At 56.0% G+C, this 12,013-nt stretch carries 15 protein-coding genes; 1 reads left to right on the top strand and 14 read right to left on the bottom strand.

The genetic code is table 11. From position 1 onward, the window contains the following. Window positions 1-85: 85 nt before the first annotated feature. Window positions 86-3,307, top strand: coding sequence for a S8 family serine peptidase (locus BUC22_RS06745; RefSeq protein WP_013381459.1), 3,222 nt, complete (start codon window positions 86-88; stop codon window positions 3,305-3,307). 43 nt (window positions 3,308-3,350) lie between these two features. On the opposite strand, the gene BUC22_RS06740 is transcribed toward BUC22_RS06745, so the two are convergent. From BUC22_RS06740 to BUC22_RS06675, 14 genes are all read right to left on the bottom strand, one after another. Then, the gene (locus BUC22_RS06740) at window positions 3,351-4,256 is read right to left on the bottom strand and encodes an AraC family transcriptional regulator (protein ID WP_013381460.1); all 906 of its coding nucleotides are present in this window, start codon (window positions 4,254-4,256) and stop codon (window positions 3,351-3,353) included. Between the two features lie 94 nt (window positions 4,257-4,350). Next, window positions 4,351-5,826, bottom strand: coding sequence for an NCS2 family permease (locus BUC22_RS06735; protein ID WP_013381461.1), 1,476 nt, complete (start codon window positions 5,824-5,826; stop codon window positions 4,351-4,353). Between the two features lie 124 nt (window positions 5,827-5,950). Beyond that, on the bottom strand, window positions 5,951-6,553 hold the full coding sequence (locus BUC22_RS06730; protein WP_013381463.1) for a YcbK family protein: 603 nt from the start codon (window positions 6,551-6,553) through the stop codon (window positions 5,951-5,953). Window positions 6,554-6,625: 72 nt separating this feature from the next. After that, complete coding sequence (locus BUC22_RS06725; protein WP_038351040.1) at window positions 6,626-6,856, bottom strand: DUF2922 domain-containing protein; 231 nt, start codon at window positions 6,854-6,856, stop codon at window positions 6,626-6,628. Between the two features lie 49 nt (window positions 6,857-6,905). After that, a complete protein-coding gene (locus BUC22_RS06720) occupies window positions 6,906-7,130 on the bottom strand; it encodes a DUF1659 domain-containing protein (protein ID WP_073382621.1) in 225 nt (74 codons plus the stop codon). A 141-nt stretch (window positions 7,131-7,271) separates the two neighbouring features. Beyond that, window positions 7,272-7,859, bottom strand: coding sequence for an RNA polymerase sigma factor (locus BUC22_RS06715; RefSeq protein WP_013379563.1), 588 nt, complete (start codon window positions 7,857-7,859; stop codon window positions 7,272-7,274). Between the two features lie 8 nt (window positions 7,860-7,867). After that, window positions 7,868-8,068 carry a hypothetical protein gene (locus BUC22_RS06710; RefSeq protein ID WP_013379562.1) on the bottom strand — a complete coding sequence of 67 codons (201 nt, stop codon included), beginning with the start codon at window positions 8,066-8,068 and terminating at the stop codon, window positions 7,868-7,870. Beyond that, complete coding sequence (locus BUC22_RS06705) at window positions 8,065-8,691, bottom strand: hypothetical protein (RefSeq protein ID WP_013379561.1); 627 nt, start codon at window positions 8,689-8,691, stop codon at window positions 8,065-8,067. Before BUC22_RS06705 ends, BUC22_RS06710 begins: the two co-directional genes overlap by 4 nt. Next, complete coding sequence (locus BUC22_RS06700; protein ID WP_013379560.1) at window positions 8,688-9,113, bottom strand: hypothetical protein; 426 nt, start codon at window positions 9,111-9,113, stop codon at window positions 8,688-8,690. The genes BUC22_RS06705 and BUC22_RS06700 overlap by 4 nt, the downstream gene beginning before the upstream one ends. Further along, window positions 9,110-9,676, bottom strand: a complete 567-nt coding sequence (locus BUC22_RS06695) for a phage antirepressor KilAC domain-containing protein (protein ID WP_013379559.1) — start codon at window positions 9,674-9,676, stop codon at window positions 9,110-9,112. Before BUC22_RS06695 ends, BUC22_RS06700 begins: the two co-directional genes overlap by 4 nt. A 122-nt stretch (window positions 9,677-9,798) precedes the next feature. Further along, window positions 9,799-10,347, bottom strand: a complete 549-nt coding sequence (locus BUC22_RS06690) for a hypothetical protein (protein ID WP_041689834.1) — start codon at window positions 10,345-10,347, stop codon at window positions 9,799-9,801. 116 nt (window positions 10,348-10,463) lie between these two features. After that, window positions 10,464-10,814 (bottom strand): hypothetical protein, encoded by a 351-nt coding sequence (locus BUC22_RS06685; protein WP_013379557.1) that lies wholly within the window; start codon window positions 10,812-10,814, stop codon window positions 10,464-10,466. Between the two features lie 9 nt (window positions 10,815-10,823). Next, window positions 10,824-11,291, bottom strand: a complete 468-nt coding sequence (locus BUC22_RS06680; RefSeq protein WP_013379556.1) for a hypothetical protein — start codon at window positions 11,289-11,291, stop codon at window positions 10,824-10,826. Between the two features lie 169 nt (window positions 11,292-11,460). Beyond that, entirely contained in the window at window positions 11,461-12,000 is a 540-nt protein-coding gene (locus tag BUC22_RS06675; protein WP_013379555.1) for a hypothetical protein, read from the bottom strand. Window positions 12,001-12,013: the final 13 nt, after the last annotated feature.

Genomic DNA, 12,013 nt, shown 5'->3' with positions numbered 1-12,013 from the left:
AAGCTTTCTTTACACGTATCTTGCCCTGTCGGCCGCAGGCATGTTATACTTTGCCCATCAAACAAATTAAAATATGGAGGATACGATGAAAAAATTACTAACTTTGTTACTCACCGCTCTACTCCTGCTCGGCAGCCTGCCGATCTCGGCCCTGGCCCAGGAAAACGGCGGCTCAGACGCCCTTACTGGCGACTACGTCCCTGGAGAGGCCATTGTCTGCGTAAAGGACACAGGCTTTTACGGCCGGTCGGCTGAGCCTGCGCTGCTGGCCGGAGCCGAAACCCTCATGGCTCTGGACAGCAGCGCAAACGCCTACAGCCGCAGCGCCGCACCCGCCGAAAGCCTGAAGCTGGTGCGCTCCGACACCCTGAGCACCGCAGAGCTCATCGACGAGCTTCAAAAGCTGGACACGGTCGAATTCGCAGAGCCCAATTACATATACACTGTCTCCGAAGGCACCAAGGATCTCACCGGTATGCAGTGGGCCTATGATAAAAACGGCGATTTCAGCATGGCCATTGATGGCTGGAACCAATACAAAGCAGACGGTACGCCAGCCCCTGCAGTGGACACCAGCGGTACAGTGGTCGCCGTACTGGACACCGGTGTCGACTACGACCATGAGGATCTGAAATCCGTCATGTGGACTGCCGACAGCAGCCTTAAAGCCATTATCGGCGGCGGCGACCACGGCTATAACGCCATCGCAGCCAACTCCGAGGACGTTCCCTACGATGCCGCCGACCCCATGGACGACCACAGCCACGGCACCCACTGTGCAGGTATCATTGCCGCGTCCTGGAACAACATGGGCGTCAGCGGCGCCACCAGCGGCACGCAGATCATGGCCGTCAAGGCCGCAAACGATCAGGGACGCGTTGCATCCGCTGGCGTGCTCAGGGGCTATGCCTACATTCAGCGCGCCGTGGAAAACAGCGTGCCCGTCACAGCCATCAACAATTCCTGGGGCGGTGGCAGCAGCGGCAAGGCGCTGGACCGCGCAGTCACCGCTGTGGGAGAAAAGGGTGTGGTCAGCGTTTTTGCCGCAGGCAATGAAAGCGCCGACTGTGACAATGCCTCTAAAACTGTCTCTACCCTGCGGGACAACCCCTATGTCATTGCCGTCAACGCGACTGACGTCGGCGGCAGCATGGCAAGCTTCAGCAATTTTGGCGCCACCACCACCGACGTGGCCGCTCCGGGCGTCGACATTCTTTCCACTGTGCCCACCAGCATGGGGAAGGCCGACCCGCGCCTGATTACCGCACCATTCCTTGAAGACTTTGAGGATGAAGCGGCTGCCAAAATAACCTTTAAACCCAACCCAGGCACCACCACCGCCTATTCGGGCGGCATGGCCTTTGAGGGCAGCCAAAGCTTCAGGGTGACTGCCGCCGCAAACCAGGGCACCATTGAAAGCGAAGCCCTGAACCTTTCCGCCACCCCATACAAGTACCTGTCCTATATGTACCGTGCCGATTCCACCCCAGACCAGACCATTCTGGCAGCCTTAACCGGTGTCAGCGTTAAGACTACTGAGTTAAACGAGGACGGCACGCCAAAATGGCACCCCCTCGCCCAGTCCGTTACACTGGCCGGAGCTTGGGGCCCGGCAATTTACACACTGCCCGACAATACCGATTACAGCAGCTTCCAGATCCGCATCGCTACGCTGCGTGTGCTTCCTGACGGCCAAACCACTGTCCCCGGCGATGTCTACATCGACAATCTGGGTCTCAGCGATGACACCGCCGCCTATGACTACATGAGCGGCACCTCTATGGCCACGCCAGCTGTCACCGGCGAAGTTGCCATTGTGGCAAAACATTTTGATGATAAAGACGCTGCCAAAACCGCTGCCCGGGTCATCGGCAGTGTTAAAAAAATTGACAGCCAGAAGGGCAAAAGCGTCTCCGAGGGTCTGGCCCAGGTCGACCGGGCACTGGCAGAAAACACGGTTCCGGTTGTCAACAGCGCTGCCGCCACCGGCGACAGCCAGCTGACCATCGGCGGCTATTTCTTCGGCAGCGCGCCAACAGTTACCATTGACGGCACAGCCGTCCCGGTGGTATCCTCATCGGATGAAAGCATTGTGGTCAATCTGCCCCAGGGCATGGAGGCCGGCGTTAAGCGCATTGAGGTGACCTCAGACAAAGGCTCAGGCCACCAGTCCTTTAACCTGGGCGCAGTCAAAAACCTTTACGAGCGCCTGCCCCTGCCCGATGACGCGCGCTTCTACAACAGCTACTACGGCAGCCTCACCGGCCTGAATGGCAGCCTGTACTACACGGGCCTCAACTCAAACGATACAGTCGAGCTCTGGCGCTATACCCCCGGGCAGGCCGAAAACAACGGCTGGACACGGCTCAACTGCGATGAGAGCATCTTCCCCTCAGCAAATAACGCCTGCACCTGGAACGGCCGTCTCGTCATCTACACCGAAGGGCCTCAAGGCGCCGGTATTGGCATTTATGACCCGGACACAGACACATGGAGCCGTTTTACCACCGATCTGACCGCAGACCTCTCCATGCCGGCGCTCATCAACAACGGCAGCGAGGTTCTGCTCGTGGGCGGTAAAAAAACAGTGGAAGGCAAAGACATTGCCCAGACTGCCATCATCCGCGTGGATATGGAAAGCCAGACCACTGAAAAAACCGGCGATCTCATCACTGCCCGCGTCTCACCGGCAGTGGCCTACACGGCAGACAACAGCGTCTATGTGGCCGCCGGAACCGCGGCGGACGGCAGCATGGCCGATGGCCTCGAAAAAATTGAGAACGGCCAGAGCGCAACAGTCCGCGAAAACATCCTGCCTCAGGATCTGGCTCAAAGCCAGGACTACACCGGCGCCTTTGGCACCATCGACGGCGGCATGATCCTTTCCGGCCCTGTGGTCACAGACACAGACAGCGGACAGGTCACTGCCGATACCTATACCCTGAACTTTGACACAGGCGGCTTTGAGCCAACCGGTAAAATTGTGAACACCGCCCGGGTTTTCAGCGGCGCCGGTACCGCCTACCGGAATGCTTTCTACGTTCTGGGTGAAACCAACTACGCCGAAAACAACCGCGTGTTTAGCGTGGACCGCAGTGTAAAAACCCTGCCCCAGCCCGGTGAGGAGCGGGAAAAACCCATCGACCCCGTAAATCCGGTCAATCCAGCGACGCCGGACAGCCCCAGCACCAGCGGCAACGCATCCACAGGCTTTGTGGGCGGTAATGCCGGTATCCTGCTGGCCGCCGTGCTTTTGGCCGCCTGCGCGGCAGGACTGCTGCTCTACCGGAAACGAAACCTTGGCTAAACCATTAAAAAAGGATGCTCCCTTTACAGGAGCATCCTTTTTTTTACTTTTTCTCTGCTGGCATCCACAGCTCCATATAAGGTACTGCCTGATCCCGGTGATAGTAGATTTCCGGCGAGTAGGCCCCCATGGTCAGGCCCTTATGCTCAAGCCATTGGGCGCTGTATTTGACCGCCTTATTGAGGGCGGCAGTGACCAGCTCCTCAAAGCTTTCGGCCTCAAAGCCGCAGACCACGTATTCCCGGGCTGGCAGCTCCCAGGTCATAAACCCATCAACCTCGGCATCTGCGGCCACCTCGGCGCCGGTAAAATACGTGAAGCAGCCCTCAGGCGCGCCGCCCATGTAGGCCACTCCCACCTCCCGGCTGGCAGCTGCCCGCGGTATCCGGTGTTTTTCCCGGTGGAACCGCTCCCAGATTTCTCCGGGGATATCCACACCGGTGGCCTCGCCCAGGGGCATCTGGCCGTCGATGGGCACAGCGCCGCTGATGCCCATAAACCGGACAGGCTTACCGAGATGCCGGCAATTCATTTCCAGCACCAGACCCTCGCTGATAAGGGGCACCCCCTCGTCGATCAGCACATAATTTAACAGCAAATCCGGCTTGTCAAACTGGTTCAGGGCCACAGGAGCCTCCCGGAAGCCCGCCGGGGTCATGCCATAGGCGTCCTTGAAGGTCCGGCTGAAAACCTCGTGGCTGCCAAAGCCGCAGTCCAGGGCAATGTCCAGAATCCGGGCATCCCCCTCCCTCAGCATCGTGCTGGCCCGCGCCAGACGCCGCAGTCTTATATACTCCCGCACTGGCTTTTTTACCAGCCGAGAGAACAGCCGCTGATAATAAAAGGGCGATAAGGCCGCCTGCTCTGCCAGCGCCTCAATTTTCAGTTCCTCATCCATATGTGTCTCAATATAATCCAGAGTGGTCTGGATCGCATCCCATGCGTGCATTGTAAGCACCTCCTTCACCTAAAGGATAACCCATCTGCAGCCAGCGCGTTTGACGTCCTCTGCCCTTTATGATTTGGAAAGCACCCAATTCTTTTTACTGCATGAATAAAAACCGGACGATAAACAAAAGCGCCAGAACCGCCGTCACCGGCTGAATTTCTCTGTAGTGCCCGGTCAGAGCCTTTAACAGCACATAGGTAATGAGCCCAAAGGCAATGCCGTCGGCGATGGAGAAGGTCAGCGGCATAAACAATAGGGTGACAAAGGCCGGGATCGCCTCTGTGATGTCCGTAAAATCAATGTCTCTGACGGGGCCGACCATCAGCACGCCCACAAAGATGAGCGCCGGCGCAGTGGCCGCAGCCGGGATAATCTCCAGCACCGGTGACAGCACCAGCGCCGCCAGAAAGAGCACCGCGGTGACCAGAGCAGTCAGCCCTGTCCGGCCTCCCTCCGAGATGCCAGTGCTGGACTCCACAAAGGTGGTGACCGTAGAGGAGCCCATGAGCGCGCCGGCTGTGGTGGCAAAGGCATCGGCCATCAGTGTACGCTTGAGCGCCGGGAACTCACCCTTTTCGTCCAGCATGCCCGCCTGCTGGGCAGTTCCGATGATGGTCCCCAGGGTGTCGAACATATCGACCAGCGAGAAAGCCACGACCACCATCAGAATATTAAAGAGCGTGCCCACCAGGCTGCCCTCATGAACCAGCGATGAAAAATCCAGATGCAGCAGTGAAACCTGGGCCCAGTCCTGGAACTGCAGGCCGATACGGCTGAAATCAATGGATGCCGGTAAGGTGGTGACGCCAAGGGGAATCCCGATGATGGCTGTAACAACAATCCCAATGAAAATGTACCCCTTGCATTTGCGGGCGTAAAGCACCCCGATGATAATAAGCCCAAGAAGCGCCAGGGCCGCGCCGGCCGTCTCAGGCGTCCAGGACGAAAAATCCACCAGACTCGGGATCGCCGAGGCATTGGCCACTACAGTGCTCTGGCCCGTGGCCGCGGACGGGTCGGTTACCAGATAGCTGCCCGGGTCCAGGGTGAACTTAAGCAGCCCTGCGTTCTTCAGGCCGCTGTACGCAATAAACAGGCCAATACCACCCGATATGGCTACCCGTATATTGGCCGGTATCCCCCGCACAATGGCCTCCCGCAGGCCTGTAACCGTTAAAACAATGAACAGCAGGCCCGAGATCAGCACAATGGCCAGAGCCTCAGCGTAGGTTTTGCCCATGCCCAGCATAATGGTGTAGGCAAAAAAAGCATTGAGCCCCATACCCGGCGCCTGGGCAAAGGGGACCCTTGCCAGAAAAGCCATGAGCAGCGTCCCCATACAGGCACAGAGGCAGGTGGCCACAAACAGTGCAGACTGCACCGTCTGGGCATCCGCCCCAAAAAAATAAGCGGCATCCACCCCTGCCGGCGCCGAAATAATAGCCGGATTGACAAAAACAATATAGGCCATGGTCAAAAAGGTCGTAAACCCGGCAATGATCTCAGTCCTGACGGTTGAGCCCGAGGCCTTGACCTTCCAGAACCGTTCGATAAAGTTTTCTTTCTCCATTGATACTCCTTCATTTTTTCTTCTTTTTCTTCATTATAACCTCTTTTTTAGCTGTTGAACAGCTTTTTTATAACATGGTGCTTTTGCTGCACAAAAAAAGACGTCCCTGTTACGGGACATCCTTTTAATGCCATATTTCACAATGGTCGAACTGCTGGTCCGGGTACTCGATGACCCCAAGCCCTAGTTCTCTGGCCGCCCGAGCCACCTCGTCATAAGGTACCCCCGGGCAGTACAAATCGGCCGCGTGGCCGGACAGATGCCAGGAGTTTGGGATGCCGCCCACCTCGGCGTTGCGTCTTTCACAGCGAACGCCGGAGGTGATGATGATGGGCTGGTCAAAATAACACCGAAGCGCTTCGATTTTCTCAAGCAGCTCGGGGTCCATGGCTGCGGGCCAGCCGTCACAGTAGCCCGCGCAGTCGCAGGCGTACTCGTCCATGAGGAAGTGGGCCGAGGCCCAGGGGCCGTTGGTGAGGATGGGGTCCTCAGGCAGCGGGTGGTCGATGACGGCCCCGTCGGGTAGGGGTTCGGGCTCTGGCGGTAACGGTGGCTCTGGTTCTGGTACGCTGGTCTCTGGCGCGCGCTCCTGCTGAGGTGCCGGGGGCGATGGCTTGAGAACTGACGCCTCTGACCCTGTCTGAAAACTTTTAAAAAACACACCACTGGCCGCAATGATTAGCACTGCTATTAATAGGATAAAAATACGTTTGTGCACACTTTTCATGGAATCTCCTTTCTGTATCAACGGTTAAGCTTCCACTTAAAAAAGGGCTTTCGCCCTTTTCTACCGCTTCTCTTACTCCACTGCCACGTCGGTCTTGGTGGTGTCTACCCGCACTGCGCCCACGACCTTGGCGAGGGCAAAACCGTCGGGCTCAAAGGCGCCCTGGTCCACGATGGCCTGGGCCCCGGTTTTGATCTCGGCGTCGGTGATGCCGTCCTTGTAATCTGGGATGGTGATTTTATGATCCTTCCCGTCTGCGCGCTGAAAGGTGATGGTTAAATCTTTGCTGGTTGTTGCTGCCATGTTTTGTTTCCTCCTGGTTTTTTAATTTGTGCTCTGGGTTCCAATCCTGTTAAGCCACTTCGATCATCTCTTCGGCCGTCACTTTCACCTGCTTTTCCCGGATGGGCTCCTGCATGCCGGTGATGGCTTTGGCGGTGGCCACAAAGGCGTCGTCGGTCACGCCCTCTTTAACGTCGCCGTAGGTCTTGGAGGCCTTGACGATCTTTCCACCCACTTCGCCATGATTGACGGTGATCTTCATCCCTACCGATTCCACTGTTTTTTCAATTGCCATGTGCTTACCTCCTGTTTTTGGTTTCGGCGTTTTGCCTTACACTCTTACAATGGAAAAAAGGGTGGAAATTTTACAGTTATTTCAAAAAAAATAAAAACAACCAAATTTGCTGCTTTGGTTGTTTTTATTGAAAGATTATTCTTATTGCAGGCGGTGCTTATTTTTCCTTAGGGCTTCTATTCCCCGATGCACGTGTACGCCGGCCAGGCAAGGACTAATGTCCAGTATCTGGGCGATTTCATTCAGGCTTTTTTCCTCAAAGTAGCGCAGCCGGATAACGTCTGCTCTTTCTGCTCTTATTTCTGCGAGCATCTGCTCAAGCACTGCGTTTTTTTCCTGTCTGACCATTTCTTTTTCTGGCGATGGCCCAGCATCTGGATATTGTTCCAGGCTGTTTTCCCCATCCTCCCCACCGCCTGTGACGGCGCGCTCGTTTTCCTGTTGTTTTTTGATGGCTTTGGCCGCATTGACAAAATGATGGAACAGGCGGTTTTTCAGATAAAAGGGGAATACGACGCCTAAATCCGGGTCGTAGGCCTGTACGGCCTCCATCACGACCAGGGCGCCGTCCTGCAGGGCGTCCTCATAGGCGTCTGTGTCGTAGATGTATTTTTGCATGACGGACAGGATCAGGGGCTTAAAGGTGTTGATCAGCTGCTCTTTAGCTGCTTTGTCATTGTTTTTTGCTTCCTGGACCCAGGTGTCGATCAACGCGTATTTTTCTTTCAATAAGCCTCCTATTCGTCCTCATAGACGTCTGTAATCTCAAGCACAAGGCCGGGAAACCGGTCTTCAACGGCGGCGCTGAGCTCGTTAAAGGCATCCTCGGCCTCCTCGGCGCTGCGGGCGTAAAAGCCGGCCTGCATCCGGCACTCAGCTTCGACCAGGTAAGCCCGGCGACAGCGTATGATGGCCGGGCCTTTGCCATATTGATTCATGTTGTTACCTCCAATTCTTCATTCTCCATTTGTTTTAATTCCCTCGCGGCCCAGATGGCGTTAAAGGCGGCCACGTCGTCGCCGGGGTACTTTGCCCGGATGGCGGCTTTCTCCTCCTCGGTGATCTGGGGCAGCAGATTGAACTGGGGCATAAACGGCGCGTCCTCCTGATTAGAATACAATCGAGAAGCATGTTTATTATTTATATTTATAAACGGGGACACTCCGGTCACAGGGGGCGGGACAGCTTGTGTCCAGATTTGTGTCACGCTGTCCCCTGTCTCTGCCCTGAGGGCTGCCATGCTCAGGCCTCTGTCAAAGGGCACCAGGCGGTAGGTGCCTGCACACTGGCCTTTGTCCTTTTGGTACGTCACGCGGCCGTGGTCTATGAGGTACTTTCTTTGTCTCAGCAGTACGCGCCGGTCTTTGATGCCTAAAAGGGGCATGAGCACAGTGTTGGGCACCTTGAAATCTACGGGCCAGTGCCAGCCACCGTCCTCTGCCCGGACAGCGGCTTTGTTGTTGTAATACATGAGCAGGTGCCAGTAGGCCTGGAGCAGCGGGCTCAGGGGGTGCGTCTCCAGCCATTTGTAAAAGGCCAGCAGCTCGGTCAGGTAATTCATCGGGTGGAAAAGAGCAGGTGCGCGGTGCCGCAGCCCTGGCTTTTTCGCAGCTGCATGATCATCAAGCCGTCCAGGAAAAAGTGCCAGTCCTTTGCCTCGTCCGGGGTGAGCTTTCCGCTGTCGCGGGCGTACTGCAGCAGGTCGCACATGCCGCCGATGTCCACAAACTCCATGACCTCCAGCCGCATCGGGTCCTCTCTGGAGGGAAAATGGCGGCGCCATACACCCACACGCCGGTTGTTCCGCAGCTTATCGAGGAAACCGTCCTCATCGTCCAGGCCCAGCAGGGCGGCCAGGTCCTCCATATGCCAGGCCAGGGAGCGGCCGCCCACGATCATGGCGCGCAGGGGCTCATGGCTTTTGCCAAAAATATAGGCGGTATGGCAGAAGCAGGTTTCAAGGTTCAGGCAATCGTGACTCATTGGCGCACCGCCTTGGATGCTGTGCCGTACTCTGCCATGAGGGCTCTGCCAAAGAAATCCTGACCCAAAGGGGTCACCCGGATGCGCAGGCTGTGCATGAGTTTCCCGGTTCTTTTTTTTCGATAGGGTACTTGTACCGTGATCAGATAGTTTTTTTCTAAGGCTTCCTCGGTGGGTAGGTTCTGGTAAGCGCTGCCGTTGCTGTAGCGGGCATAACCATTGTCCCGCAGCCATTTAAACAGCTGGTTTCTGCCAATATCGACGCCGTACTCCTGCAGCTTTTCGGCCAGTTCCTCCACACTGCACGCCGTGTCTGCCACTGCACAGCCCTCTGGCTCTGGTTCTGTTTTCTTCAGATAGATATTGGCTTTTTCGGCAAATTCCTGCTCCAGGACTTTTATCTGCTTATCCAGAAAGACAAGCTCAATGCCCTTATCCACATCAGGCAGGGTCTCGAAGCTGCCTAAAAGGCGGTCCTCCTGTTTCAGGGCGCACGAAGCACACCATGGCCTCAACACTTTTTTGTCCGTTTCACACTTTGGGGTTGTCTGTTTACGATTCATTGTAAACCTCCTGTAAAATATAATGGTTTGATTTCAGCGGTGCAATTTTTTCTTGCTCTTGCTGATGGTTCTATCTTACAGGAATTTGTGGTTTTAACGGACGCGCGAACGTGTTTTTATTATCATGAATTAAAAATTATTTTTATTTTCTGCCGCCAGCGGTACACGGTGCTCAGCTCCCCGTAAAAAGGCATGGTAAGTACGGGCCGGCCGCGGCGCGGTTTCAGGGGTTTTGCGTCCAGTTCATCGTTTTCAAACAAATGTAAAAGGGTCTGGGCCACAGTGAACAGGGTGTGGCGCATCCAGCGCGCTGCAAAAACAGGCAGTACGCGCTGGCGTCTGGCGCAGTGCCCATACTCGCAGCTGCACACCCATAGCACGTACAGGTGCCCGTCGGAGTCCTCCACTTCCTTGGACAGGCCGTTGACCACATGGTTTCTGCCGTTCTTTTCCACCAGGCGCAGGGTTTTCTTTTTGAGCGCGCGCCTGCAATAGCGGCAGACATGGCCGCTGTGGCCGTGGTAGATGAGCTCGGTCAGGTGCTCTCTGCCGTCTTTGGCCACATAGCCGGTATCCACGGCCTCAAAGAGCTCGTAGTGCTTTTTGAGGTAGGTCTTAAGATCCAGTTCCAGTGCTTTCAGCAGGTCTCTCAAACGTTTTGCAAATGCCATTTTTTCTCCTTTTTCTCGGTTTTTTGTGCAAAAAACACCGAAGACCACATACATATATCGGTATGTGGCCTTCGGTGTTTTGATGGGTGACAGCCGTTGTCCCATTTTCTGCTATTTTATTTTACGTGAATTTTCTTTTTATGCTGTGCCGCGGCCATGCAGGCTGTCAGAATAAGCGCAGCCACTGCCATGCCCGCCACCCCGATTTCTTTCAGGGTCATGGGGTTGCCTGTGACAGGGTTCCTGACCTCTGTCTGGACAGGATTCTCAGTGAGTGGGCTTTCCTGGGGCGCTGAATTTTCTGGTGGCGTTGGCGCAGGTGTCACTGTGGGCTCGGGCGTTGGCGTAGGTGTTTCGGTAACGATCAGCTGCAGCTCGGTGCCTCTCACCTCGTCGGCCAGCACGGGCGCGCTCAGGCCGGCGATCAGAACCAGCAGGAGGGTCAGAATGGAAAGAAGCTTTTTCATGGCGCTCTCCTACTGCACGCTCAGGGTGAAGTTCAGGGTGCCTCGGTAGGTGCCGGCTTTGGCCTGGGCCAGACGGGCGCTGTCTACCTCCACGTTCACGTCAACGCTGGCGCTCTCGGCCAGGGTGGTGGTTTTGGCGGCTTGGTCGGTGCCGAAATGGGCGTTGTAAGCCAGGGTTTCCACACCATTCTCACGCGTCAGGGTATCGCCGCTGAGGGTACAGGTGAGACTGGTGCCAGGCTCCAGGTTCAGACTGGTGGCACTCAGGGCGCCGATGGTGTTGGTGCCGCCCTTCAGGCTTTTGTCCTCGGTCATGGAGGCTGGGATAACCACGGTGTAGGTGGCATCGACCTGAGCACGGAGGTCGGCGGTGCCGGTGGTGGCCGGGCTTATAATATCACCAGCCAGGACGGGCGCTGCGCCAAAGGCCAACAGGGCGGTGAGGGCCAGCGGGATGAGGGCTTTTTTGATTTTCATGGTGATCTCCTTTTTTCTTGTCAGGATTTAATAATGGAAAATTGAGAATGGAAAATGGAAAATTCTGGTGCAAATCTGCTTTTGCAGATTTGATCAGAACGGCCTGCGGCCATTCTTCCCTTCAAAATGCGCGGCATTTTGCTCTTTTAATTCTCCATTCTCCATTTTTTTATGGGGTTTTATCTGCGACGGTGCAGGTAAAGGTCAGTGTGTCGGAATAATTGCCTGCGCCCATGGTGGGGGCGTTGACGATGAGGGTGCTGATGACCGTCTCGGTACTGTTGTTTGCAAAGCTGGCGATGGTGCCGCCGGGTCTCAGGGCTGAGCCGGCAGCTGGGGTGATGGTGTAGGGCAGCTTGACGGACGAAAGCGCAGCGTTGGTCATTTTAAAATCATTGTTTTCACCGGAAACGGTGACGTTGAGCTGTTTTCCGGGTTCCAGGGTGACGCCCTTTGCGCTCACGTTAAAGGTTTTAGTATGCGCGGCTTCCTCGGCGGTGCCGGTCAGTTTTTCAAACTTCAGGGTATCACTGTCCGGGATGGTGATGGTGTAGGTAGTGTCCACGCTGGCGGTGACGCTGGTGTCGCCGGTATTTGTGTAGGTCGGTGCTGCTGTTCCCTGTTCGATCTCGGTCGCCAGAGCCGGGGTGGCTGCGAGGGCCAGCAGGGCGGTGAGGACCAGCGGGATGAGGGCTTTTTTGATTTTCATGATGGTCTCCTTT

This window comes from Eubacterium callanderi (assembly GCF_900142645.1).
Taxonomy (GTDB): domain Bacteria; phylum Bacillota; class Clostridia; order Eubacteriales; family Eubacteriaceae; genus Eubacterium; species Eubacterium callanderi.
Note: the sequence above shows the minus strand (reverse complement) of the source record. Positions and strands in the feature narration are given on the sequence as shown.